At 64.0% G+C, this 25313-nt stretch carries 27 protein-coding genes and 1 pseudogene; 6 read left to right on the top strand and 22 right to left on the bottom strand.

The features are described 5' to 3' along the window. Nucleotides 1-35 precede the first annotated feature (35 nt). The 14 genes from ACGHX3_RS03420 to ACGHX3_RS03355 form a co-directional block, all read right to left on the bottom strand. Nucleotides 36-218, bottom strand: coding sequence for a hypothetical protein (locus ACGHX3_RS03420; RefSeq protein WP_394696403.1), 183 nt, complete (start codon nt 216-218; stop codon nt 36-38). Then, nucleotides 215-772: a hypothetical protein gene (locus tag ACGHX3_RS03415; RefSeq protein WP_162336993.1), complete on the bottom strand. Its 558-nt coding sequence runs from the start codon at nt 770-772 to the stop codon at nt 215-217. Before ACGHX3_RS03415 ends, ACGHX3_RS03420 begins: the two co-directional genes overlap by 4 nt. A gap of 214 nt (nt 773-986) precedes the next feature. After that, complete coding sequence (locus ACGHX3_RS03410; RefSeq protein ID WP_162336994.1) at nt 987-1304, bottom strand: DUF4189 domain-containing protein; 318 nt, start codon at nt 1302-1304, stop codon at nt 987-989. Between the two features lie 191 nt (nt 1305-1495). Continuing rightward, entirely contained in the window at nt 1496-2560 is a 1065-nt protein-coding gene (locus ACGHX3_RS03405; protein ID WP_162336995.1) for a type IV secretion system protein, read from the bottom strand. A 60-nt stretch (nt 2561-2620) separates the two neighbouring features. Beyond that, nucleotides 2621-3403 carry a hypothetical protein gene (locus ACGHX3_RS03400; RefSeq protein WP_162336996.1) on the bottom strand — a complete coding sequence of 261 codons (783 nt, stop codon included), beginning with the start codon at nt 3401-3403 and terminating at the stop codon, nt 2621-2623. A gap of 18 nt (nt 3404-3421) precedes the next feature. Beyond that, nucleotides 3422-5932 (bottom strand): VirB4 family type IV secretion/conjugal transfer ATPase, encoded by a 2511-nt coding sequence (locus tag ACGHX3_RS03395; protein ID WP_394696402.1) that lies wholly within the window; start codon nt 5930-5932, stop codon nt 3422-3424. A 4-nt stretch (nt 5933-5936) separates the two neighbouring features. After that, complete coding sequence (locus tag ACGHX3_RS03390) at nt 5937-6251, bottom strand: type IV secretion system protein VirB3 (RefSeq protein WP_394696401.1); 315 nt, start codon at nt 6249-6251, stop codon at nt 5937-5939. After that, nucleotides 6244-6618 (bottom strand): TrbC/VirB2 family protein, encoded by a 375-nt coding sequence (locus tag ACGHX3_RS03385; protein WP_394696400.1) that lies wholly within the window; start codon nt 6616-6618, stop codon nt 6244-6246. Before ACGHX3_RS03385 ends, ACGHX3_RS03390 begins: the two co-directional genes overlap by 8 nt. 74 nt (nt 6619-6692) lie before the next feature. Further along, a complete protein-coding gene (locus ACGHX3_RS03380) occupies nt 6693-7487 on the bottom strand; it encodes a lytic transglycosylase domain-containing protein (protein ID WP_394697228.1) in 795 nt (264 codons plus the stop codon). An 89-nt stretch (nt 7488-7576) separates the two neighbouring features. After that, nucleotides 7577-8617: a P-type DNA transfer ATPase VirB11 gene (gene virB11 / locus ACGHX3_RS03375; protein WP_394696399.1), complete on the bottom strand. Its 1041-nt coding sequence runs from the start codon at nt 8615-8617 to the stop codon at nt 7577-7579. A 9-nt stretch (nt 8618-8626) separates the two neighbouring features. Next, the gene (locus ACGHX3_RS03370; RefSeq protein ID WP_213604706.1) at nt 8627-9838 is read right to left on the bottom strand and encodes a TrbI/VirB10 family protein; all 1212 of its coding nucleotides are present in this window, start codon (nt 9836-9838) and stop codon (nt 8627-8629) included. Next, nucleotides 9835-10596, bottom strand: a complete 762-nt coding sequence (locus ACGHX3_RS03365; RefSeq protein ID WP_162337001.1) for a TrbG/VirB9 family P-type conjugative transfer protein — start codon at nt 10594-10596, stop codon at nt 9835-9837. Before ACGHX3_RS03365 ends, ACGHX3_RS03370 begins: the two co-directional genes overlap by 4 nt. Continuing rightward, entirely contained in the window at nt 10593-11525 is a 933-nt protein-coding gene (locus tag ACGHX3_RS03360) for a virB8 family protein (RefSeq protein ID WP_394696398.1), read from the bottom strand. Before ACGHX3_RS03360 ends, ACGHX3_RS03365 begins: the two co-directional genes overlap by 4 nt. Before the next feature lie 16 nt (nt 11526-11541). Further along, nucleotides 11542-11964 (bottom strand): TcpQ domain-containing protein, encoded by a 423-nt coding sequence (locus ACGHX3_RS03355; RefSeq protein ID WP_162337071.1) that lies wholly within the window; start codon nt 11962-11964, stop codon nt 11542-11544. Between the two features lie 676 nt (nt 11965-12640). Between ACGHX3_RS03355 and ACGHX3_RS03350 the strand changes: the two genes are divergently transcribed. The 6 genes and pseudogenes from ACGHX3_RS03350 (at nt 12641) to ACGHX3_RS03325 (ending at nt 17931) form a co-directional block, all read left to right on the top strand. Beyond that, nucleotides 12641-13231 (top strand): hypothetical protein, encoded by a 591-nt coding sequence (locus ACGHX3_RS03350; protein ID WP_394696397.1) that lies wholly within the window; start codon nt 12641-12643, stop codon nt 13229-13231. Nucleotides 13232-13273: 42 nt separating this feature from the next. Beyond that, a pseudogene (locus ACGHX3_RS03345) lies at nt 13274-14944 on the top strand (type IV secretory system conjugative DNA transfer family protein); the annotation flags it as partial. A 116-nt stretch (nt 14945-15060) separates the two neighbouring features. Then, a complete protein-coding gene (locus tag ACGHX3_RS03340) occupies nt 15061-16029 on the top strand; it encodes a hypothetical protein (RefSeq protein ID WP_394696396.1) in 969 nt (322 codons plus the stop codon). A 99-nt stretch (nt 16030-16128) separates the two neighbouring features. After that, nucleotides 16129-16593, top strand: coding sequence for a hypothetical protein (locus ACGHX3_RS03335; protein ID WP_394696395.1), 465 nt, complete (start codon nt 16129-16131; stop codon nt 16591-16593). 55 nt (nt 16594-16648) lie between these two features. Further along, nucleotides 16649-17452, top strand: a complete 804-nt coding sequence (locus ACGHX3_RS03330) for a hypothetical protein (RefSeq protein ID WP_394696394.1) — start codon at nt 16649-16651, stop codon at nt 17450-17452. Nucleotides 17453-17583: 131 nt separating this feature from the next. Further along, complete coding sequence (locus ACGHX3_RS03325; RefSeq protein WP_394696393.1) at nt 17584-17931, top strand: hypothetical protein; 348 nt, start codon at nt 17584-17586, stop codon at nt 17929-17931. 15 nt (nt 17932-17946) lie between these two features. Here ACGHX3_RS03325 and ACGHX3_RS03320 read toward each other — a convergent pair whose 3' ends face one another. The 8 genes from ACGHX3_RS03320 to yegS all read right to left on the bottom strand — a co-directional run bounded on the left by ACGHX3_RS03320 (nt 17947) and on the right by yegS (nt 25138). Next, nucleotides 17947-18669 (bottom strand): HAD-IB family phosphatase, encoded by a 723-nt coding sequence (locus tag ACGHX3_RS03320; protein WP_394696392.1) that lies wholly within the window; start codon nt 18667-18669, stop codon nt 17947-17949. Beyond that, nucleotides 18666-19460: an indole-3-glycerol phosphate synthase TrpC gene (gene trpC / locus ACGHX3_RS03315; RefSeq protein WP_213604711.1), complete on the bottom strand. Its 795-nt coding sequence runs from the start codon at nt 19458-19460 to the stop codon at nt 18666-18668. The genes ACGHX3_RS03320 and trpC overlap by 4 nt, the downstream gene beginning before the upstream one ends. 47 nt (nt 19461-19507) lie before the next feature. Beyond that, nucleotides 19508-19867: an antibiotic biosynthesis monooxygenase gene (locus ACGHX3_RS03310; protein WP_162337012.1), complete on the bottom strand. Its 360-nt coding sequence runs from the start codon at nt 19865-19867 to the stop codon at nt 19508-19510. A gap of 1 nt (nt 19868) precedes the next feature. Then, nucleotides 19869-20912, bottom strand: coding sequence for an anthranilate phosphoribosyltransferase (gene trpD, locus ACGHX3_RS03305; protein ID WP_162337073.1), 1044 nt, complete (start codon nt 20910-20912; stop codon nt 19869-19871). 103 nt (nt 20913-21015) lie between these two features. Beyond that, nucleotides 21016-21594, bottom strand: a complete 579-nt coding sequence (locus tag ACGHX3_RS03300) for an anthranilate synthase component II (protein ID WP_394696391.1) — start codon at nt 21592-21594, stop codon at nt 21016-21018. Between the two features lie 3 nt (nt 21595-21597). Beyond that, complete coding sequence (locus ACGHX3_RS03295) at nt 21598-22437, bottom strand: hypothetical protein (RefSeq protein WP_394696390.1); 840 nt, start codon at nt 22435-22437, stop codon at nt 21598-21600. Then, nucleotides 22434-23906: an anthranilate synthase component I gene (gene trpE, locus ACGHX3_RS03290; RefSeq protein WP_394696389.1), complete on the bottom strand. Its 1473-nt coding sequence runs from the start codon at nt 23904-23906 to the stop codon at nt 22434-22436. Before trpE ends, ACGHX3_RS03295 begins: the two co-directional genes overlap by 4 nt. 299 nt (nt 23907-24205) lie before the next feature. Next, nucleotides 24206-25138: a lipid kinase YegS gene (yegS, locus tag ACGHX3_RS03285; protein WP_162337017.1), complete on the bottom strand. Its 933-nt coding sequence runs from the start codon at nt 25136-25138 to the stop codon at nt 24206-24208. Nucleotides 25139-25313: the final 175 nt, after the last annotated feature.

Raw genomic sequence — 25313 nt, 5'->3', positions numbered from 1 at the left:
GATCGCTCACACGCTGGCCACTGGCTTCCATCTCACTAGCTATTTGCGCCGACTCCACATGGCTGCTGGTAACCGGATCGCGGGCTGTCGACGAAGTGGACGACCTTGTACTTCTCGCCTTCGAGTTCTACCACTTTGTTCACGAGCGTGCGCATATCGCCGGCCCGATCGTAGCTGTGCTCGGTGAGGTTGGCGTATTGCTGGGATTCCAGTCTCATTGCCGGGGACTCTCGGCAGTGATCGTGACGGAGAAGAGGTCTCCTCGCAGGCCTTCGCGGACATCCTCCACGCTCGTCACGCCGTAGTCGGGAAAATCGTCCATGAAAGAGCGCGGGTAGCCGCCTTTCCAGTAGTAGACCGTCTTGGGGCCACCGCCGGACAGTTCATTCTTGTCCAGACTGACGATGAACCGTGTCTCGCCCTCAGTCCCGCTCGCCTTCAGCTGCACCTGCACCTGGATCAGTTCCCAACGGCAGATGCCCCTGCCGTGGTAGTCCTCGTCGATTATTCCATCCGTGTAGAAGACGCCGGTGTACTCGGCTTCAGACGCCCGCTCCAGCTGGAACGGGATGTCATTCGTGGGTATCGGCGAAAGGTGTCCGCCAGGATTCGCATTCGGCGGCGGCAGGCATTCCGGCGTCACGACGTCATGCTGCGTCGCACTGACGGTCACCCTGAGCGGACCTGGCGCATCGTGGATGTGCATGCGCAACCGGTACGCATGCACCGGGTTGGGGTTCTCTTTGTACTGGGGTCGCTGTTTCGTGCCCACGGCGTCACTGCATGCGGTCATCACGACAAGCGCGATTCCGATAGATATCGATGACCATAGTGGCGTTCCTCTCATGACGTTTCACTACCGCGCTTATCGCTCTCGCAGCTGAGAGATTTCATTCGACGTTTGCCCAGCGACTGCCTTGGCATCCAGTCCGGAATGATCGTCCTCATCATCCGCCGCCGTTGCCCGATTTACGCAACTTTCAAGCTCACTGCTGAAGTAGCGGACGAGTGCAGTTCGAGTAGTTGACCTTGCACTCGCGTCCGTTGCGTTGAGAGCATGTCTCGAGTGCTATGCCGGCAGCATCCTCGATAGTGGACCCATCGCGATAGATGGCAATCGAGCTTCCCTGAAGGAATTGCACGGGCTCCACCACCACGGCACAGTTGTTCTTGTAATCAAAAACCGGCTTGCAGTTGAGCCCGCCCATGTTCTTGCATTTCCTCAGTGCCTCCGCGCGAGCTGAGCGGCGGCTTAGCTGACCCGTCGAAGTTCCAACGTTGCCGGTGCTCTCATCCTCCGCCATGGCCCCCCAAGTAAGCCGCCAACGGGGCGGCGGCGGCGCGGCCTGGCTTCCTGGCCCGGTGGGGAGACACTGGGCACTTCCTGGCGTAACTCCTTGTGGACACGCCATCTGCGCGTGAGCTGATGCGAGGCCAACGACGAGGGCTCCAACGGCACCCCCCCACTGGAGCAGGCGCCGGACCGGTATCGCATTCATCCGTAATTCCTCTGGGGAATCTGAGTGGCGGTCTCTGCCGCACCAGTGTTCGGACCGGGTGCCGGCGCCGGCGCATACGGCCCGCCCGGCCGCGTCGGCTGCATCGCCTGCCCTTGCCCAAACGCGTTGTAAGCCATGAACTGCCCGACGGTGCCCTGGAAGAATGCGGCAGCCATGGGCGGCACGGTGACCAGAAACAGCGTCATCAGCAGTCCCAGTCCGCCCTGCTGCATGGCCATGCTGCTGACGCCCTGGGGCGAGGCGTTGGCCGCGAGCATGGTCAGGTACTGGGCGGCGTACGACACCGCCACCGCACCCAGCAGCTTCGAGATCATCGACACCGTGAAGCTCAGCACCGCCAGGGAGAACATCGTGCCGATGCCGTACCAGACCCACTTCTGGAACATGCCCTTCGTCTGCTCGAAGCCCAGGCACAGGATGAAGAACGGCCCCAGGCCGATGAACAGCGCCATGGCCATCTTGTACATCAGCAGGATCGCGCCTCCCATCAGCGAGGGACCCGCCACCCCGACACCGGTGAACCACATGGTTCGCGTCTTCGCGGCCTGCAGCGTTTCGTCAAAGCTGGTGTAGAGGGCGTCGATGGCCACCATCGCACCTTCCATCGCCTGCAGATTGTCGTCGATCGAGTCCTCGGGACCTTCCTCCTCACCGGTCACCATCGCGTTGATGGTGGTCGGCATGTCGTCGGTCAGCAGGCGATGGATGTCGCTGCTGCCCAGTGAGAACGTCGTGGCCACGGTGATGATCAGCACCCACTTCAGGGACTTCACGACAAGCTCCATCATGAACTGCCGGGACTGGCCGGTAACGATGCGATAACCCTGCAGCAGGACCCATAGTGTCAGCAGGACGAACGCGATGCCGCCGATCCACTCGGCCATCGCGCCGAGCAGGTTGTCGCGGAAGATATTGATCTCTTCGTCCACCCAGTCGAAGACGAGCCGGAAGAACGCCCAACGCTCGACAGCGCCGATCGCCGCCTCCATGCCGCGCAGCAGCAAGGCGACTCCGTTATCCAGTGAGGGCAGGTTTGCCATGTTCATTCCTTCGTGCCGCTGCGACCCATCCTGTGTCGCAGCGCTAGTTCGGACCCAGGATCAGTTGCGCCGCTTGGACTGCGCGATTTCGAGGGCCGCTTTCAGCGTGGCAATACCCACCGCCCCACCGATGACACCCGTCAGTCCACCACCGCCGCCTTCGCCCTTGCCGTCCAGTGCCTGCTGGGCAAGCGTCTTGCTGGCCTCCTGCAGATAGCCTATGCGGGCCACATAGGCGTCCATGTACGTCTGCTGCTGCTGGCGGTCGATCTCCATCTGCGACATCAACAGCAGGATGCGGTTGGTGTTGTCCTGGAGTTTGCCGACCTCATGGCTCTGTATGCTGCCACGCTGCCGCTTAAGCTCGTCCAGGTAGCGCTGGCGCTGCGTGGTGACTTCATACATCTTCAGCGAGTAGTTGTACTTCGCCAGCTCGGTGTTGACGATCTCGCGGCACAACTGGTACTGCTGCTGCGCGATGCCGCTGGTAGCCTGCTTGCAGCGGTTGTCGGCGTTCATGTTGACGCCGCTCTTGGTCGGCTGCGCGTGCTGCAGCTTCTCCTCGGGTTCCGGCGCCGCCTTGCTGTCTTCGTTGCTTCCGTTGAACGATTCGAAGACCTGCTGCTGGTACAGCTCGCGCAGGTTGCCATTGACGGTGCCATTGCCATTGCCGTTCGCACTCGTGGTGCCGAGACGGGTGTTGACGTCCTGGAGCTTCGTATTGGCGGCGTTGTCGACGACCCGCCATTGCGCCTGCGCATTTCCGAATGCCCCCAGACCCAGCACGAGCAGGGCCATGGCTGCGTGACGGGACGTGATGACGGGCGTTGTCAGCGTGTACATGCGGGAGTCCTCTCTGCTTCAGCGCTGGAGACTGGGTTGGATGGCACGCGTTGCCTGCGGGCCGGTGGAGCGGTCTTTCGGACTGGACGATGATGTGCCGGCGCCGTCGCGCCTACTGCGCGAGCCCTTGCGCTCTTCCTGGAAGCGCGGCAGCCATTGCTCGGGCAGCAGATCGGCCTTGTCGATGCCCCGACCCTCGGCTTCCTCGTCGACGATACGGTGCATGATCTCGATGTTGTCGGTACTGGCGGAGATCACCGCGAGCGCGTCATCCAGGCCGCGCAGGTTGAGCTGGCATACCGTCGAGGCGTGGCCCTGCTTGACCAGGAAGCAGCGCGACCGTTCATCGAGGCTCTTGATCACCTGGAACTCGGCTTCGGTCAGCTTGAGACCGTCGATGTAGTCCTCGCGTGCGGCATTCGGGTTCGGCAGCAGGATCAGCGTGGCCGTCTGCTCGATCAGAGCCGCCGAGATGTCACTCGCCAGCGCGTCCTCCGGGCTCTGTGTGGCGAAGATGCCCAGGCCGTTCTGCTTCCGGATCGTCTTCTGCTTGTTCTTGGCGAAATCCTTCAACGCTCCGCCGCCGTCGAGTATCTTCCAGAACTCATCCATCACGTAGATCAGCGGCCGGCCGTCGATCAGTTCCTCCAGCCGGTGCAGCAGGTAGTTGATCACCGGCACGCGGATCTCGGCGTTCTCGATGACGTCGGTGTAGTCGAAGCCGATGATGCTCGCCCGGCTGAGGTCGATCGTATCCACCGGGTTGTCGAACACCCAGCCCAGCGCATTGCCCGCCGTCCACTTGCGCAGGCGCGCATACAGACCGTCATCACCCATGTTGGGCAGGCTCTTCTGGAAGTTGGTCATCGATCGCAGGTGCAGCGGCATGTCGAGCATGGCCTCGACGGCCCGGAAGATGTCCTCGTCCTCGCGCGCGGTGTAATGCGTCTTTCCCGCCAGCACCTTGACCAGTCCTGCGAGGAACTGGACGTTGCCGTCCGTACGTTCGCACTGGAAGGGATTGAATCCGGTGGGCTGTCCGTTCTCCAGCGCCAGGTAGTTCCCCCCGCACGCACGTACGAAGATCTCTGCGCCGCGATCCTTGTCGAAGAAGAAGATGGTGGGCACCGGATCGAACTTCTGCACCTGGCTGAGCAGGAAGTTGATCAGCGCCGTTTTTCCGGTGCCGGACTTGCCGATCACCATGGTGTTGGCGATCGCCTTCTCACCCAGCGAGTTCTCGGCCGGGTGCGTCGCATGGAAGTTGAAGTAGTACGGCTGCCCGTTGGTGGTCTGCAGCACAGTGACGCTTTCGCCCCATGGATTGTTGTCGCGCTTGCCGGTGGCGAAATTGTGGAGCGGTGACAGACCGAGGAAGTTCAGCGAACTGACGTTGGCCAGGCGCGTGCGGTAACGCCAGTTGCCGGGCAGCTGGGAATAGAAGGAAGAGCAGACGGCGAGATCCTCTTTCGCCGAGACGAAACCCGCATTGGAGAGCTCGGCCCGCGCGACCGCCAGGTTCTGCGACAGACGCTGCTGGTCTTCCGCATACAGCGTCAGGATGAAGTGGTACTCGCCCAGGACGAAGTTGCCGGACGCCACCTGATCCATGGCGTTGTCCATCTCCACGATCTGGCTGACCGCCTTGTCGCCGGATGAGATCATCATGCCCTTGGTGCGGTCCAGGACCTTGAGGGCATCCTGGCGCCCCATCGGACTGAAGGAATGGGTGATGACGTACTCGAAGTCCAGGTACTTCAGCCCATTGAGAATCCCGGGCCAGGTACCGTCGGTGTATTCCTTGATGTTGAGGATTGCGCCGAAATGGTTCTGTCCGTCCGGCGTGCTGACCACGAAGTCGCCGGTCTTCGACGAGAACATGTGCCGGCTCACGGCGAGATAGTCGTACAGCGGCGCATTCAGCACCGGCACCGGCTCCGAGATGCGGTTGAGCAGGAAGCCGAAAAACTCCAGCGTCTCGGAAAACACCCCGCCGGCATCCGACTCGTACATGCCAAGCCGGACCGGCGCATAGTCCTTGAGCACCGCTTCGACGTTGCCGGCCAGTTCCAGCAGCTTGCCGACGGCCTGCTCCTGCTCGGCCTGCAGCCGGGGGACGTTGGTCGACTTCTCGACGAACTTCTTCCCCATGACGATGGGGCGGTAGATCATCGTCAGGTACAGCTCGTTCTGCATGATCTTCTGTGCGGACAGCGTTTCGAAATAGCCGTCCGACAATGCCTGGTTGAAGGTCTGCGCGTAACGCGCACCGGAGCGGATGCACCCACGGCGGCGCAGGTCGTGCACCCAGAACGCGACATTGACGAAGTCCGGTGCCCGCAGCGTCTGCAGCATGCGGTTGAACGTGTTATGGCGATGCTCCAGTTCCCATTCCTCGCGCCCGACGAACGGCAAGCCATCCAGCCGCCAGGTCAGCAGGAAGTCGCCACCGGTCGTCTTGACCACGTGCGGCGACACGTGGGCGGACAGGGGGATGAACTCGGCGATGGACAGGTCGGGCGCGAGCATGAGATCAGTCCGGGAGCGAGTCGTCGAAGCGCTTGCGATAACTGTTGGGCGTGAACACCCACATGCCTTCGTGATGGCGCAGGTTCCGGACCTTGGTCCGGAACTGCCACCGCAGGCCCAGCAGCCGGAAGATCATTTCATCGCGGCGCGCCATCTGACGCATGATGAAGATGACCGCAGGCAGCAGGGCCAGGAAGAACATGTTGAAGTAGAACGTCAGCAACAGACAGGCACCCGCGCCTATGGTGAAGGGCACGTAGGGCACCCCCATGAACATCGGCGGACGGGTGCACCCTCTGAAGAGCACGTTCTTAAGCATACTGGCTCAGCATCTGACCCACGGTCACTGCCGTGGAGGTGACGTCGGACGGCAGCAGCATCTTCGCGATCTGTGCGGCGGCACCGATCAGGAAGCCACCGATCAGCACCGGCGCCACATCACCAATTCGCTTGTGGTTGAAAGCGATCTGATAGCCAGCGAAGATGACCGCTATGGTCACGATCGCGATCGACGCGATATTTAGGAGGCCGTTGATGTTCTCGAAGAACTTGGTGACGCGTCCCGAGGCACCAGTCGCATCCTGAGCAAATGCCAGCTCAGGGAATGCGAGCGCCGCGACGGCGAAAGACGCGATGGCCAGAGTAATGAAGATCTGCTTTGCGTGGATCGTGTGTGCGTTATTCATGGTGTACCCCAAGTGGTGATGGTGACGATGGGTGGCACTTTCGCGTGCCGCTATGCCATCCGTGGCGGGTTCTGCTAGAAGACGAAAGCGTCATCCCTCCCGGATGTCTGCACGGCCGACGACGCTTGCGGCGTCACGGCGGTGTTCTGGTAATAGGCTTGTACTGTCACGGGAGCCTCGCTCGAAGCCTGGGCGATGACCGGCGCCGACGCTGCAATGGCGGAGGGCGGCACCACCCCTGCCTGTTCCGGCACTGTCGTGGCGGGCGGAGGCGCGGCTGGCGGCGGGCGGCTGGCAGGGGCATGCGCAAGGGTCGCGGCCTCGATACGGCGAGCCACGAGGGACGCCGCCGCACTGGTCACCGCTGCACGCGGAGTCGCTCGCTGAGGACCGGCGACGCTGCGTCGGTCGATCACCGGGATGGCGGCCGCGGTATCGCTTCCCACCTGCCGCTGCCAGGAAGCGAACACCTTCTGGACGTAGCCATGGCGGTAGCCGGTAGTGAAATTGCCCGAGTAGTAGCAGCTGAAAGCCTTGCCCCAGTCGCTGCCCGACCGCGAGTAGCACTCGGCGAGGATGCGCGACCCCGCCTGGAGATTGGGACAGACATCGAAGGCTTTCTCGTAGCTGTCCAGCCCCTGCTTCGCCAGGTTGTAGCGGTTGACCTGTGCCAGCCCCAGCGAGAAGTTGTAGCCCCGATCCTCCAGCATGCGCGCGGTCGACAGCGCTTCGGCCAGGTTGCGCGGCTGGCGTGCCAACCGTCCTCCCACCACACCGATCGCGTAGGGGTTGAACGAGGACTCGACCTTGACGACGTGTTCCATCACCGTCGGTGGAACCGCCAGTCCGGTGCAGCCCATCAGCTCCATGCCGGGCAGCATCAGCAGACCCTCCCGCGGCCAGAGGGTGCACGATGTCCTTGCGAGAGATGCTTGAAGTTCATTCACGTTTCTCCAGGTCAGGACGCCAGGGCGCGGGCAGGATCGAAATCGATGCCGGTGATGTAGCGCCGACCGGCATGGGCCTTGATATGCACCACGATGTCGATGGTCATCTTCAGCAGGCGCTTGATTACCTCGAATTCCAGGCCCGCGCCTTCGGCCGACGCCTTCACCATCAGCGCGAGCTGATCCCAGGTCTGTGCGGTGCTGCCTGCGTGGCAACTGGTGATGGAGCCCGGGTGGCCCGACGCGCAGTTGCGGATGAAGTAGAAAGATTCATCGCCGCGCAGCTCCGCCAGGATGATGCGGTCCGGCTTCATGCGCAGGCAGGCCTCCATGCAGTTCTTGGCGGTGACGTTGCTGGCGCTCTGCCCGCCTTTCGAGTACAGCAGATGGACGACGTTGGGTTGCCGGATGAACAGCTCGCGCGCATCCTCGATCGTCACCAGGCGCTCCTGGTCGGGGATGTGGTTGACCAGCGATTTCATGAAGGTGGTCTTGCCGCTACCGGTCGCACCGGCGACGACGATGTTCTTGTGGTACTGCACGGCCTTGCGGAAGAACTCGGCGTAGTTACGGCTGCGGCGCAGCTCCAGCAGTTCCTGGTCGTGATCACCGAGCACCTGCTGCTGCTCGAGGATCTCATTGAAGAAGCCGTCCTGTTCGTACTGCTCCAGCGACTTGCTGAACTTCGCAGGCAGACGGATGGTGATCGACACCTTGCCAGCGTCGCAGGCCGGCGGGATCACGAACTGGGCGCGTTGCCCGGTGGGGAACGTCAGCGAGACCATCGGATCGATGTCGGTGATGCGCTGGCCGGTATTGCTCTCGTTGACGACGGACGTGCAGAACTGTCGGGCGCGCTCGAAGGTCAGCGTCGGCACATCGGCTTTCAGCCAGCCCTCGCGCGCCGTTTCCAGGTAGATCTCGCCCGGGCGGTTGATGCAGATCTCGGTCACGTCCGAGGAATGCATGTGATCGCCGATGCCGAGCACCTGGTACTGATAGTCCAGGAACTCGTTGGAGACGCGCGCCAAGGGCTCGTTCTGCGTGTCCATGCCAGCGTCTCAGCGCATCACCGCAGAGAAGTCGACATCGCGGGCGACGTAGACGTTGACGATGGTGCCCTGGTTGATGGTCACCGTCGGCGGCCGCGCCATGTTGCGGTCCAGTGCCATGTTGGCCAGGCGCTCCATGGTCCTGGCGGTATTGCTCTCGTACGGGTTCTGGACGATGGCACCGTTGACGATCGAGGTCTCCTGCGGACCGTGCTTGGCACCGGCGTACTTGAAGGCGTCGCTCAGCATGCTGATTAGCAGTGCGGACGAGATGCGCTGCGCCCAGTGCGCTGAGTAATGGCCCGGATTGCCGGCGGCACCCAGCATGTCGGTACCCGGGCTGCGCATGTTGACGTCCATGCCGGTCGGCGTGGTGATGCGGTCCCACACGATGGCCGCCCGCTCGCCGATGATGGCGTCCGAGTTGTAGCTGCCCATGACCTTCGAGCCGCGCGGCAGCAGCAGGCGTTTGCCGTTCACCGAATAGACCGGCTCCGTCACCACGCAAGACGTGTAGCCGGGCACGTCGGTGATGACGCGCGACTCCAGTACGCAACGGATATAGGTGCCGCGCAGCAGCAGGGTATTCGGGTTGTAGAGCGGCTTTGCGCTGGTCACGCCGTCGGGTGGCTCGCGCGGCGCGGCCGGTGCCTGCCCCTGCCCCATCAACGCGGCGTACTGGGCCATGCCGGCATCCTGCATGCCGGCGCCTGCGGCAGCGTCCGGATTTCCGCCCTCACCGAACGTGGTGGCCATGTCGAGCATGCGCCGCTCGCGCAGCGAAGGCGCCTGCTGGCCCGGCATGCCGGGCGGCATGGCCATCATCGATGCCGTGGATGGGCCCGAGTCCTCGACCATCGGCAACGGCGGCAGATCGGGCTCGACCGGTACCGGCGGCGCTTCCGGCGGAAGTTCAGGCAGGTCGCGTGGTGCAGCAGGGATGACGACCTGCTCGCCCGGCGCTTTCGCGGGCGTGTCGCCCTGCTTCGACGACAGTCCGCCACTGAAGATCCAGAACACCACCAGCAGCATCAGCGCGATGATGCCGGCCAGAAAGATCAGGGCCTTGCGGTTCAGCCGCTGCACATCGGCCGAGCGCAGGTACGGCGCATTGGCATCCAGATCCGGATCGGCAGCCGGTACCGCACGCTGGTACGGATTCTGCGGAGCGACCCGCTCGGGGCCTGCCTCGGGATGATCGTGGGGCGTCTGGTTCGTCATTCCGGGCTCCTGCGCAGGCCCACCACGTTGTCGCCATGGCGGATGACCAAGTAGGGGTAGGTGCCGTGCACGACGATGGTGTCGTCCTGCACCGTCGAGTTGACGACGAACTCATCGCCACCCTCGCTGTCGCGCGCGAACACGACCGGGAAATTGCCGCTCGGGAAGCGGGTGCGATCGCCCATGCGGATGTAGGTGAAGCGTCGGTCGTCGTACACGGTCGTCGGCACGAGCCACGCCGGTCCACGCTTCCGCTGTGCGTACTCGTAATTGAAGTGATAGTTGCGGCCCGGCTCGACGCCCGTGTTCAGTTCGGCATCGGGCTCCTGCGGTCTGGCGGCCTGGCCGGCGAAGCTGGTGTCGCCGGGATAGACGAACGAGATGCGGTACTGCACACCCGCCGCACGCGCCTGGTCGAGTACCCGCCAGTCGGTGGCGACGACCTTCAGCTCGAAGATGTACGAATGCGCGGCCGTACGCACCAGCAGGTTGGTATCCACATCGACGTTCTTCGGCTTCAGATAGAAGACATTGCCGCGACGGCTGATGTCCCAACCGCCGCTGAAGCCGGTGCTGAAGTCCAGGATCTCCTCATGGGGCGACAGCTCGATCTGGGTGGTGATGCCCAGCCCGGTGCGCACCGGGTACACCTTGTCCGGCGCATACGTGTACTGCTCTATCACCTGCGCGACGGCAGGCAGCGTCGCGAAGAGCAAGCCGACGGCGACCACATGCAGCAGGACGTCCTTCAACCTCATCGTTGGGGCACTCCGGTTCCGGTCTCGGTCTCCGACTGCTCCGCGGGCTGCGGCGCCGTCGATACATCGTTCTCGCCCGGCACGGTGGGCGGACCCGCCACGGCGGTCGCAGCGGGATCGACAGCGGTCGCGGGTACCGCCACGGCAGGCGCGGCACCGCCAGCCATTGGCGGTGGCGCCGGGAACTCACGCTCGGGCAGCGCAGCGGAAGCGAAATCGTCGTCCACGCGGTAATTGGTCACGCGGAACCCCAGCGGATTGAGCAGCCGGTCTTCCTCGTTCAAGCGCAGGTCGGGGTTGTAGATGAACTCCATCGTGGCGATCTTGCTGTCCAGCGGCTGCGAGGTACCCCGCCCCTTTTCGTAGACGCTGCGCTGGAATCGCACGGTCGCGCCCGTCGGGCGACGCCCCTCTCCCCCGCCTATTAGCACGATGCTCAGGATGCGCGTGCGGACCGCGCGCGCGCCGCCATAAAGACGGAAAGGACGCGCCGGATTGCTCTCCGCATGCAGCGCGGTGTAGGCAGGCGCGACTGCAGGCCCCGCCATCGACAGCGTCGTGCGCCAGTTGCGCTGGCCGACCAGGCCCGAGTCGTAGGACTCGCGTGCCAGCACGAACTGCGCAACGTTGCTCTTGTTGATCGCTTCCTCGGTGGTGACGTCGCGGTCCTGGAAGTTGCCCGACAACCGCGCCACGCTGGCCGTGCCGGTGTAGGGATCGGCCATCACCAGATAGGGCACTTTTTCCTTCAGCGGCAGGAACAGGAAATACCCGCCCGCCAGGATCAGCGACATCACGATGGCCGACCACGCGACCAGCCAGGCGCGTCGTTCGCTCTTGCGCGCGCGCTCGGCCAGCGTCAGCTCGAAGCTGACGCCCTGCGCCACGGCGCGATCGATCTCGGGGGAGGAGGTCTTCTTCCTGAACATGCGCGGGCCGTCGCCTTCAGTCGCCCAATGCCGCAGCGGGCGCGACGTCCGCCGACGGTCGCGATGCCTGACTCACGATGATCCGCGGACGCTCGACCACCACCTGCACGCCTTGGTCCGCGTACGCGGCCGACAGCGAAGCTGCGGCATCTTCGAGGCTGCTGGTGCGGATCTGCGCGACCGGCGCATGCAACGTGTAGTCGTTCGGATGCAGGTATGCCAGCGTCAGCCTGGCGTCCTTGGCCCAGCGAACCAGCATGGTCCTGAGCGTGCCGTCCGCCGGCGACGCCTGATAGACATACGCCTGCTGCAGCGGAATGGCCTGCGGCGCTTCCGCGAAACGGTTCACCGGACGCCAGCGTCCATTGATGTCCGCCGCCTGTGGCGTGGCGCATCCCGCGACCGCCAGCGACACCATCACGACACACAACACGATCATCTTGTGAAGAACGATGTTCCGGATCACGAAGCCACCTTTCTGCAATCGTCGGCAACAGACCTCCGGTACGCATCCCCGAAGGAAAACGCCACGGCACTGATGAATGTCTCCGGGTGGCGATGCGCGCCCGCACGCGTCGGGAGATCTACGCCTCCCGAGGCTATCGCCGTGCGCAGGATATCCGCCTGCGCATTGCCCCCTGTGCTCGCATCCATTGCGTAACGCTCCTTTTAAACTCGCGCGACTTTCAACACACATCGCACGTTCATTCCGTTTACTGCATCACGACAGTCGCGCCGAACATAGCCACGCCTTTTTGTGTCGTCAACCAAAATAAAAACGTAAACGCATGTACGACGATCTTCCTAGTGGTGCACTCACTTCAGTAAACCGCATAAAACAAGCATCGCGTTGCAATTGGATGAAATTTCGCGCGCACGTTCGATCATGAATGTGAAGAAGCACTTGAAAGCACGAACGGCGTCACATCGAATGTGAAAACATTCTTCACTGCGATGAACAACGTGGATAATTCAAAAGATTCATATGAAACACCCTTGATCTCTGTAGGAAATTTCCTACCCCATGCATCGCGGCGGGTCCGCTTGAACGTCAAACCTCTGATGCATCATGCTGGGAATCACGTGCGGTTATTCCTCGTGCGACAAGGAGCGATATGGAACCGTCGAAGATGGAAGAGTTCGTCGCCAATGCGGCACTGCTGGCGGCACATCTGACAGAGCAGTGCAACAAAGCGGCAGCGACGCAGCAGACATCCGCACAGGAATTGCAGGCATCCGCAAATGCGGTCAGGAAGACCATCGAAGAAGGCAAGCGGGAAATGAGCGAACAGGCCCGCAGCGCCGTGCACGATGCGCTGGCGCAGGAAATTCCGGCCGCCACGCACAGCATCGGCGAGACAGCGCTACGACTTCGCCATGTCGTGGATCACCTGCAACGCGAGCAGGCGCAGCTGTCGCAGCGCGCACGATTTCTCGGATGGAAGTCGCTCGGCGCGCTGTCGGTGGCCTGTCTGGCGCTGGTGGCGGGCAGCGGTTATGCGTCATGGCACAACGTGCAGCGCTCGGAACGCGCGAAGGTGGATGCGGAAGTGCTGGAAGCGTTGCAGCACGTCACCATCACCTCCTGCGGCGGGCAGCCTTGCATCAAGCTGCAGGATGGTCTGCCACGCTGGCAGAAGAACGATCAGTACGTGCTGATCGACACGTCGGTGAAGCAGGAAGGCGCGGCCGGCGGCGCCCGCTGAGGCCGCAACGGCATTCATCAAGGAACGACGACAGGGGGCTGTGTGGGCAATACGCGTGTGGTGATCATCCTGGTGCTGGCCGCGCTCGCGGCCGTCGGCGCCCTCTATCTCTCCGGCTACCTGGCGCTGCTGTTCCTCGGCCTCGATGGCGGACAGGTCGGCGCCGGTACCTACGTCGACTACCTCAAGCACCTCGACCATCCACGCGTGCAACCCTATGCATGGCGCATCAAGGCGGCCGGTGCGGTCGGCGGCGGGCTGATGCTGCTGTTCTGGGCCGCGCTGTCGGTGATGGTCTACAAGTTGCGCAGCTATCGGAACCTGCATGGACGCGCGCGCTTCGCCGGCATGATCGACCTGGCGAACAAGGGCTTCCTGTCGAGCAAGGACAACGGCATCGTGGTCGGCCAGATGAATGGCAAGCTGCTGCGCCTGTCCGGGCAGCAGTTCGTCATCCTCGCGGCCCCTACCCGCTCGGGCAAGGGCGTTGGCGTGGTGATCCCCAACCTGCTCGACTACCGCGAGTCGGCGGTCGTGCTGGACATCAAGCAGGAGAACTTCGACCTGACCTCGGGCTGGCGCCGGTCGATCGGGCACGAGGTCTACCTGTTCAATCCGTTCGCGGAAGACCGCCGCAGCCATCGCTGGAATCCGATGACCTACGTATCGCCGGATCCGGCCTTCCGCGTCTCCGACCTGCAGAGCATCGCGGCCATGCTGTATCCGGACGGCGACGACAAGGACAAGTTCTGGGTCAGCCAGGCGCGCAACGCCTTCCTCGCCTTCACGCTGTACCTGTTCGAACGGCGCGATAACGACCGCACCGCGGAAGCGCCCACCCTGGGTGCGGTGCTGCGCCTGGCGTCGGGCGATGGTGGCGAACTCAAGCCCTACCTGCAGAAGCTGGTGGAGGCACCGTTCCTGAGCGGCCAGGCGCGCACGGCGTTCGCGGGCCTGCTGTCGCAGGCGGACGTGACCTTCGCCTCCATCATCGGCTCGTTCCGCGAACCGCTGAATCCCTGGCTGAACCCGGTACTGGACGCGGCCACCAGCGCCGACGACTTCCGCCTCGACGACGTACGCCGTCGCCGCATGACCATCTATGTCGGCATCCAGCCGAACAAGCTGGCGGAGAGCCGGCTGATCGTGAACCTGTTCTTCAGCCAGCTGATCAACGTCAACACCAAGGTGCTGCCGCAGAACGATCCCACGCTCAAGCACCAGTGCCTGCTGCTGATGGACGAGTTCACCGCCATCGGGCGTGTCGACATCATCGCCAAGGCGGTCGCCTACATGGCCGGATACAACCTGCGCCTGCTGCCCATCATCCAGTCGATGGCGCAGCTGGACGCGGTCTACGGAAAGGAACTGTCGCGCACCATCATCACCAACCATGCGCTGCAGATCATCTATGCGCCACGCGAGCAGCAGGACGCCAACGACTATTCGGAGATGCTCGGCTACACCACCATCAAGCGTCGCGCGCGTACGCGTTCGCATGGCCAGGGACGCAACGTGTCGGACAACGAGGTGCTGGAGAAGCGGGCCTTGATGCTGCCGCAGGAACTCAAGGCGATGGGGCCGGAGAAGGAAATCGTGCTGTATGAGGGTCTGGCCCACCCGATCCTGTGCCGCAAGGTGCGCTATTACAAGGACAGTTACTTCACCAAGCGGCTGCTGCCGAAGGTCGATATCCTGCCTTTGTCGCTTGAAGCATCGCACGCTCACAGGAATGACGTCCGCGTCCGTGTGGCCGATGACGAGCGCACCCGCGCGTCGCTGTCGGCGGGATGACCTCTACCGCTTCAATGCATCGCAAGGGAACGTAGTTGAATATCATGGACGAGAAGGGCCCGGATCTCGGGCCTGGATACTGCGGTGATTCACTGCATGCGCAGCAACTGCTTCGCGACCTGGCCATCGTCAACGAGCGCACCTTGCGCGAACTGGGCCCCCTGCCTCCCGGTGGCGCGCCAGTGCAGGCCAAGCGCAAGCCCAATCGCCCGCATTCACCCGCATCCGTTGCCGTTCAGGACGATGAAATGAACCCACTTCAGCGGATCATGACCACATCCACCTTGGTGGCTGGCGCGTTGTCAGCCTGCGGCGAAGCCCACTCACCCGGGGAACTTGCGGAGCCCGCACCCGCGTCGGCAGCGACGGCCTCCGCGCCCACAGCACCCACACCGTCACCAACACCGACCCTCTCACCCCCCGAAACCGCGTCTGCCGCGCCCACGAAGCCCGTGGCAGACGAAGCCACCGTCGAGACCGAACGCGGCCCGCCTATTCCCTCGGCTACGCTCCGGAAGCAGGTACTGGCGCTGCTGGACAACCTGCAGACGCTGGAAGACATGGAACACACGCACCTGGAGTCGATCTTCAAGGTCCGCATGGTGAAGAACCCGAGGGTGCGCGATGGCCATGAGTACTTCGGCATCACGACCGAGGGATGGACGTATCGCATTTCCGTCACCAAACTGTATGCATTGAGCGAGCCGCCGACGATCACGATCGCGCTCAACAATGGTGTGGAACCATGGACCGACCAGAAGCCCGCCTACTGCACGATGGATTTCGAAGAACTCGCCAACGAAATCGTCGTCTTGGGATACGAGCGCGCAGCGACGCGCTCCACGTTCGGAAACAAGCCCTCCTGGGGATTTGGCAGGGACGTACCAGCCAACCGTACCGGGTTCAGCATGAGTGTCTATCTCTACTACCTGGACGAAGGCAGCGACTCGGAGCGCGCCTGCGTGGATTGGTTCAAGATTGATGGAGGCCCTCGCCGTGAGTAGGTTGCCGCCACATTTGCTGCGCCTCACCGATGGCTTGCCTCCGACAAGCGCCCCGAGATAGAGGAAGCGATCGCCACATCGCCCTACCTGCAACAACGGATGAACCAAGCCATCGAAGCCGGTCAACTCCGGCATATCCGGCTCACCCCAACCGGCGTGAACGAGGGAGGGCATTACGACAGCCATGAAAAGGCCATCTATGTCAGCGTGGATACTTTCACGAAGCCAGGACTGGAAGAGCCACGCAGACGAATCGATGTCATCACCGGCACCCTTGGCCACGAGACAGGGCATGCATTGAACACGGCGGAATCACGGAAGACCCTGCACTTCGTTGCCGCCCAGATAACGGAGGAGATACGTGCCGCCGGCCCCGGCGGAAGCGCCGACGTGACACCGCATTTTTCCCTGTATCAGCGTGCCGCCCGCCGTGATGAGGCTATCGCCGAAGTCGAGGGATTGGAATGCCCTGGCCAGCCGCATCCAATACACCAGTGGCGGAATAATCACCCGGGAAGCGATGCTGGAGCGGGCAGCTCCCACAACCAATTGCGCCAAGCTTGATGAGGAGCGTCTCCCCCAGCTCGCCCGCGGCATCGTCCTCGACCGGGACATGCACATGTCCGACACGCGCCTGCCCAAGGCCGGCGCCATCAATGTCGGACCGGTGGCGCAGTGCCATTTCGACCAATCCGCCAGGACACTCGGAGCGCAGGGCAAGGCCGACTACCGCAACTATTACGGCGCCTATCTGATCGAACAAGTTGGCCAGGACACGGCACACTGGGCCCGACCGCCGACAATCAAACTGGACATGGCCCGGTTGGGGCTGGATCCGGCGCAACTGGAAAGCACCGGCCTCAATCTTGGCGGACGGAATCTTGGCCTGATCGATACCAGCGATGGCCAACGGCTTATCACCCTTCGTCATGCGGACGATGGGAAGAAGCAGGTTCCCGATGGCTTCGTCGTTGCTCATGACCGCGATGTACGGGATGACGAGCGGATTCCCCGGCTCGCGCGCTTCGGGGATGACACCCTCCCTCTGCGCGGGGAACCCGCTCCCATTCCCACAACACCGGCCGCGCCCTGCGACCCAGATCATCCACAGCACGCCCTTTACGAAACCCTGAAGCGGCATCTTCCCGACTACACCAGCGAAGCCCGCCTGTCGCAGTTCACCGAGGCCTGCCACACCGCGGGCATCACGTCGCGCAGCCTGGCCACGATTGATGTCGAAGGCACACAGGCGCGCTTTTCAACCAAGGAAGGCTGGCCACGCGTCGAACTCGACCTGGACCAGGCCTCTGTCGCACGGGATACAAGCCTGCCGCAGAGCGAGACGCCTGGCTGGCCCCTGCCGGAGCGCAGCATGCCGGCACCGACCGCGCCGCCTACGCAGGTGCAGGGGCCCGCGCACTGACCAAGGGCCGCAGCGCGGCGACGTACCCGAGGCATCACCCCGTTGACCGGACCGTCGCGCCGCCTTACAACAGGCGCCTCGCTTCCCATGTCGCAGGATCTCGCATGCAATGCCCCAAGTGCCAAGGCACGATGGAACTAGTCACGGTTCCGCAAGCCAATGTTCATCGCTGCAGCCAGTGCAGGGGATTGTGGTTCGAGATGGTGGACCACGAGACGTTGAAGGACCGAGCGGACGAGATCGACACCGGTGACCCGTCCGTGGGCGAGCAGTACAACAAGATCGACCGGATCACCTGCCCGTCCTGCATCGGCAATCGCCCCCTGATCCGCATGGTCGATCCTTTGCAGCCGCACATCTGGTTCGAGAGCTGCAAGGGATGCTATGGCCGCTTCTACGACGCGGGCGAGTACCAGGATTTCGCCGAGATCGAGTTCGCGGACCTCATCAAGGACTGGAACGCGCCTGAACGGATCTGATCCGCCGCCTTGCGGTCAGGCGGCGTCCGCGCCGCCCCGTTCCTTGCAGCCCCAGTTGAGGATGGGCGTGCCCGGCGGCAGGACGCGGCGGAACATCGCCACCCGCGCGGCCTTGGGATTCACCACGACCGGCGCGCGCGCCGCCTTGAGCAACGGCAAGTCGGCACTGCTGTCCGAATACGCCACGGCGATTTCGCCATAACCACGCTCGCGCAGCATGCGCATCTTCTCTTCGTTATGGCAGTGGCGCGTGGCCACGACCGCGCCCAGGCGCGGGCCGACGGCGGTACCGATGACCGGCACGTCTTCGTGGGCGACGAAGCTCAGGATCGCGCGCGCCAGTTCCGGCGGCGCGCCGGTGGCCACCACCACGTTGTCGCCACGGGCGCGATGATCGCGGAACACCTCGAGCGCGTACGGCAACAGGCGCTGCTGCACCTCGTCACGATGTGTCGCCACGTACTGGTCGATCAGCGCGTCGAAGCTGCGCCGGCCATGCAGGCCGAACGTGCCGATCCAGATATAGCCGGAGATCCCGCGACGGCGCGTCGGCAGGAACGCCACCATCGGCCCCAGCACGACCGACGCGGCCAGCGCGACCGCCATGCGCAATGGATTGCGCTGGATCAGCCACTTGACCAGATGACCACCGGAGTCACCGTCGTACAGCGTGTGGTCGAAATCGAAGACGACGACCGGGGCATCGGCACGCGGCGTCGGATAGGAAACGTCCGTCATGCCGCGAAGAATAGCTGACGCAGCGCCTCGCCAGGCTCTTCGGCGCGCATGAAGGTCTCGCCGACCAGGAAGGCGTCGACGCCAGCCGCGCGCATCGTGGCGACATCCTCGGGCACCAGGATGCCGCTCTCGGTCACCAGCAGCCGGTCCTTGGGCACCGCGTCCTTCATGTCCAGCGTGGCCTGCAGCGATACCTCGAACGTGCGCAGGTTGCGGTTGTTGATGCCGACCAGCGGCACCGGCACCTGCAGTGCACGCTCGAGCTCATCGATGTCGTGCACCTCGACCAGCACATCCATGCCCAGTTCCATCGCCAGGCCGGACAGGTCGACGAGTTGTCCGTCATCCAGCGCCGCCACGATCAGCAGGATGCAGTCGGCGCCGAGCACGCGCGCTTCGTAGACCTGGTAGGGGTCGACGGTGAAATCCTTGCGCAGCACCGGCAGCGTGCACGCCTCCCGCGCCTGCTTCAGATAGTCGTCCGCGCCCTGGAAGAAATCGACATCGGTCAGAACGGACAGGCAGGCCGCGCCGCCGAACTCGTAGCTCACCGCGATGTCGGCCGGCCGGAAGTCAGGACGGATCACGCCCTTCGACGGGCTGGCCTTCTTCACTTCGGCGATCACCGCCGGATCGCCCTGCGCGATCATCGCGTTCAGCGCATCGGCGAAGCCGCGCGTCGGCGAGGCGTCTCCGATGCGCGTACGCAGGTCGGCCAGCGACACGCGTGCGCTGCGATCGGCGATTTCCTCTGCCTTGCGGGCGAGGATGGTGGTCAGGATGTCGCTCATGCAGTCCTCAGGCGGGCACCCGCCTGGGCGGGACCCCTATTTTCGCACTATCCGCGGCGCCCGGCGGCGTCGCGGTCCCAGCCGTAGGCACGCTCGACCCTGGCGACCCGTAGCTCGAAATGGTCGTACCAGTCCCGCCGACCCTGCTCGCGCGCCGCCGTGTGCTCGGCATGCTGGCGCCAGGCAAGGATCGCGGCCTCGCTTTCCCAGTACGCCACCGTGATGCCGAAGCCATCCGCGCCGCGCGTGGACTCCATGCCGAGGAAGCCGGGCTGCTGCTGGGCCAGTTCGACCATGCGCTCGGCCATGGCGCCGTAACCGGCATCATCCTGGCCGTTGCGCTGCGAGGAGAAGACCACCGCGTAGTAAGGAGGCTTCGGCAGGCTGGCGAATCCGCTGGCGGCCATGTCAGTGCGCGTCCTGTTTTGCAAGCGCCTGGGTGGTGGCGACGAACTGCTGCAGCCGCTCCAGCGCGCGACCGCTGGCGATGGCGTCGCGCGAACGTGCGATGCCATCTTCGATGCTCTCCGCCACGCCGGCCACGTACAGGGCCGCGCCCGCGTTCAGCACCACGATCTCCCGCGCCGGGCCGGGCCGGTTGTCCAGCACCCCCAGCAGCATCGCCTTCGACTCGGCCGCGTCGGCGACGCGCAGGTTGCGGCTGGCCGCCATCGCGATGCCGAAATCTTCAGGGTGCAGCTCGTACTCGCGCACTTCGCCGTCGCGCAGCTCGCCGACCAGCGTGCCGGCGCCGAGCGACAGTTCGTCCATGCCGTCACGGCCCCACACTACCAGTGCGCGCTCCGCGCCCAGTTCCTGCAGCACGCGCGCCTGGATACCGACCAGATCGGGATGGAACACGCCCATCAGGATGCTCGGCGCGCCGGCCGGATTGGTCAGCGGCCCGAGGATGTTGAAGATGGTGCGCACGCCCATCTCGCGCCGCACCGGCGCGACCACCTTCATCGCCGGGTGATGCACCGGCGCGAACATGAAGCCGATGCCGGCCTGCGCGATCGACTGCGCCACCTGGTCCGGCTGCAGTTCGATGTTGACGCCCAGCGCCTCCAGCACGTCCGCACTGCCCGACTTCGACGACACGCTGCGATTGCCGTGCTTGGCGATGCGCGCACCCGCCGCCGCCGCGACGAACATCGAACACGTGGAGATGTTGAACGTGTGCGAGCCGTCGCCGCCGGTGCCGACGATATCGACCAGGTGCGTGCGGTCGGCGACGTCCACCGTCCGCGAGAACTCGCGCATGACGGTGGCCGCGCCGGCGATCTCACCGACGGTTTCCTTCTTCACGCGCAGGCCGGTCAGGATGGCGGCCGTCATCGTCGGCGATACATCGCCGCGCATGATCTGGCGCATCAGGTCGACCATCTCGTCGTGGAAGATCTCGCGATGCTCGATGGTGCGCTGCAGGGCTTCTTGGGGGGTCAGTGGCATCTTCGGTTGCCTGTAGGAGCGGGCCATGCCCGCGATACGCTGTGCACCCGGCAGGAAAAGCGTCGCGGGCATGGCCCGCTCCTACACAGGCAGGGGTGGGAGATCATCGCTCCAGGAAGTTCTTCAGCAGCGCGTGGCCGTGCTCGGTCAGGATCGACTCGGGATGGAACTGCACGCCTTCGACGGGGAATTCGCGGTGCCGCAGCCCCATGATCTCCTCGAAGCTGCCATCATCGTTCTCGGTCCAGGCGGTGACCTCCAGCGCCTCCGGCAGGCTGGAGCGTTCGACCACCAGCGAGTGGTAGCGGGTGGCTTCATAGGCATCCGGCAGGCCGGCGAACACGCCCTTGCCTTCATGGCGGATGCGCGAGGTCTTGCCGTGCATGATGCGGCCGGCGCGGATGACGTTACCGCCATACGCCTGCCCAAGGCTCTGGTGGCCGAGGCAGACGCCGAGGATCGGCGTGTTTGCGCCCAATCGCTCGATGATGTCCAGCGACACGCCGGCTTCGTTCGGCGTGCACGGTCCGGGCGAGATGACGATGCGCTCGGGCGCGAGCCTGGCGATCTCGTCCACCGTCATCGCATCGTTGCGCACCACCTTCACCTCGGCACCCAGCGACTGCAGGTACTGCACGAGGTTGTAGGTGAAGCTGTCGTAGTTGTCGATCATCAACAGCATGGTTCAGTCCTTACCTCCGGAAACATGACCCGGATAGTCTTTGAGTCTGAGCGTCACCACAGATAGTTCTTTGAGCAAGGGAGCTGCATTCGGGTAGCTGGAATCGGCGTACACCCCATCGACTCCAAACTTTCCCATGTCCTCAACTGTGAGCGTCCATTGGCAATCGCAGCCAATCTCTTGGCCGAAAACAGTAATACGACCGTCTACCCGCCGCGCCCTGAAGAATTCCATCTGTTCTTTGCGATCCCTTTCGACCGAAATCGCAATCTCAGGGCGCTTCAGGTACTCAAGCAAAGCCTCTCCTTTGTATTCCTTCGATTCAGAGTGTCCGTCACTGTCCACTACAGTTGCGGTGATCGGCATGTCTTGCGGGCGGAGCGGGGAGCCGTGCCACGTGAGAAGTGCACCGGGCTCAATGAACTTTTGCCTTCCCGATACGAAAACATAATTTGCGCACGATGACGCACAAATGCTGCCGATTACCCTTACGTCCATGGATCGCGCCAGCACCAGATCGCCAAGCCTCATGCCTTCGGTCACTTCTCCACCTTGGGATTCGATGGCAAGAACGCTGACGGAGGGATGTTCGGCCAAGTACTTCTCGGCTTGATCGACACCCCGTTTCATCAGCAGGCCGCGATAAGTGAGCACGCCACCTTCAACTGCAACTGAAAAAGATTTATCTGGCGATACGTACTTCTGAGGAGTCCTGATGGTCGTGCAGGATGCGAGCGCTAGAGACGCAGTGATCGCTACCAAGAAGTGCAACAAATCACAGTACAGGTTACGAGCCGGATCCTTGTCATTTCTCTCGAAATAATCATAAAAACGCATTTTCACAAGCCCCTCGCGGCTTCGGCGACGGCGCGGAACAGCGCGCGGCCCTTGTTCATCGTCTCGTCCCATTCCTTCTCGGGATCGGAGTCGTAGACGATGCCGGCACCGGCCTGCACGTGCAGGCGGCCATCCTTGATGACGGCGGTGCGGATGGCGATGGCGGTGTCGGCATCGCCATGCCAGCCGATGTAGCCGATGCTGCCGGCATAGACGTTGCGCTTGATCGGCTCCAGTTCGCGAATCACTTCGAGTGCGCGGATCTTCGGCGCACCGCTGACGGTGCCGGCCGGGAACGTCGCACGCAGCACGTCGGCGTAGCTCAGGCCGGGCAACAGCTTGCCGGTGACTTCGCTGACGATGTGCATGACGTGGCTGTAGCGCTCGATGACGAACTGCTCGCCCACCTGCACCGTACCGGCCTCCGACACGCGGCCGGTGTCGTTGCGGCCCAGGTCGATCAGCATCAGGTGCTCGGCACGCTCCTTGGGATCGGCCAGCAGTTCGGCTTCCAGCGCGATGTCCTCGTCGTGCGTCTTCCCGCGCGGACGCGTGCCGGCGATGGGGCGCACGGTGACTTCATTGTTCTCCAGGCGCACCAGGATCTCGGGCGACGAACCCACCACCTGCACGTCGCCGACGTCGAGGAAGTACATGTACGGAGACGGGTTCAACGCGCGCAGCGCGCGATACACGTCCACCGGGCGCGCGTTGAAGGGCACGCTCAGGCGCTGGCTCAGCACCACCTGGAAGATGTCGCCGGCGCGGATGTATTCCTTCGACTGCTCCACCGCGGCGATGAAGCCGTCGTGGGTGAAGCCGGAGACGAAGTGGCTTTCGTCCAGCACGTCGCGGGTGATCGGTGTCGGGTACGAGCCCGGCTGACGCAATTTGGCCGTCAGCGCGTCCAGCCGCGCCTGCGCCTGCTCCCAGGCCTCCGCTTCGCGCGGATCGGCATGGACGATCAGGTACAGCCGCCCCTTGAGGTTGTCGAACACGGCCACTTCTTCGGACAGCATCAGCAGGATGTCGGGCGTGCCGAGTTCGTCCGGCTTGTCGCCGGTCGCCAGCCGCGGCTCGACATAGCCGATGCACTCGAAGCCGAACCAGCCGACCAGGCCACCGGTGAACCCAGGCAGGCCGTCCAGCTTGGGCACCGCGTAGGCGGCGCGCAGGGCTTCGACTTCGGCGAAGGGATCGGCGACCTCGCGCGTCTCGACCAACTGGCCGTGGTCGTGGATCTGCAGGGTGTGGCCGCGGAAGGTGGCCACGCGGCGCACCGGCAGGCCAATGATGGAATAGCGGCCGAAGCGCTCGCCGCCTTCCACCGATTCGAACAGGTAGGTATGCGGCGCGTCGGCGAGTTTCAGGTAGACCGAGAGCGGCGTGTCCAGGTCGGACAGCACTTCACGGACGACGGGGATGCGATTGAAGCCTTCAGCAGCGTACTGCTGGAACTGGGCGTGCGAGATCAAGCGGGCTTTCCTTCCGGGACACGGTGGCGGTACGGGCGACGGCTACGGGCCACCATCGCCAGCCACGGCGTGCGGAATCTTTGGAAAGCGGGAGCGCGGGATGGGACACGGGGCTACTTTACCCGACGCATCGGCCCGGCGGCCACTGGGGAGAGCATGAATCACTGCCGTCATCCCCGCGGCTTTCAACAGACGCACGTCTGGTCGGGCGGGGGCCCGGTGACTTCAGGTCACTGAGAAGCCAAGTCGCTGGGTTCCCGCCTTCGCGGGAATGACGAGCGCGCGCTTTCGGCGCTTTCCTAAGGTTGCAGACGCAACGGACAAGCCACCGGCAGATGCATGCGGATGCGGCCGGGGACGCACTCGATGCGGAAACGGCGGGACTGCACGGGCTCGCCGTCCAGGTTCAGGATCAGCGACTGGTCGGCTTCCAGTTCGACCCACGGCAGGCGCGCGCGGGTGGCCACGCGGTCCAGCGCGGCGTGCTTGCCGTCCTTCACCAGCGTGCCCACGGTGGCGGCGACCTCGCCGGACAGCTCCGGGACGATAGTCAGGTCGAGCAGACCGTCGTCGATCAGCGCATCCGGGCACAGTGCCTGCCCACCGCCCGCCTGCCGCCCGTTGCCGATGCCCAGCGCGATGAAATCGCCCTGCCACTCGAACTCCGGACCGCGCACGCGCGCCGCGACCGGCTCGATGCGTCCCAGCTTGGCGACGCCGGTGATGAGATACGCCAAGCCACCGAGCATCTTCTTCAGGCCCTCATCGGTCTCGACGGTGACCTCGGTGCCGAAGCCGCCGCTGGCGAGGTTGGCGCACCAGTGCGGACCGTCTTCGGCATCGATCCGCAGGAGATCCACAGGAGCGGGTGCGGCATCGCGGACCAGCTGCAAGGCGGGCAGCGGCTCGTCCGGAATACCGGCCGCGGTGGCGAAGTCGTTCGCCGTGCCCAGCGGCACGAGGCCCAGCGATGGCAGCGCATCGGCCGGCCCGTCGCGATGGGCGAGCGTCGTCGCCACTTCGCTCAGCGTGCCGTCGCCACCGGCGGCGATGACGGTATCCACGCCGTCTCGGATCGCTTCGGCGACATAGCGCTCGGCATCGCCGTCTTCCCAGGTCACGCGCACGTCGAGCGTGATGCCGGCCTCGCGCAGGGCACCGACGGCCTCGCGCAGGTCGTCATCACCAGCGGATTTGCCGTTGAGGATCAGGCGCCAGCGGGGTGCGGTCATGGGGAGTCCTTGAGAGTGGCGCGAGCATAGCCGGTCCGTCGTGGGAGCGACGTGAGTCGCGAAAGCTGGAAGGTCAACAAACTCGCGACTTACGTCGCTCCCACAGCATCCCTGCCTGACACGCTGTCACGGGCCCGTCACAGACCATGCGTAGTGTGGAAGGCCATAGCAGGGA

The sequence above is a fragment of the Pseudoxanthomonas japonensis genome (genome assembly GCF_043632995.1).
Lineage (GTDB): Bacteria > Pseudomonadota > Gammaproteobacteria > Xanthomonadales > Xanthomonadaceae > Pseudoxanthomonas_A > Pseudoxanthomonas_A japonensis.
This window is presented reverse-complemented; position numbering and strand designations above follow the sequence as displayed.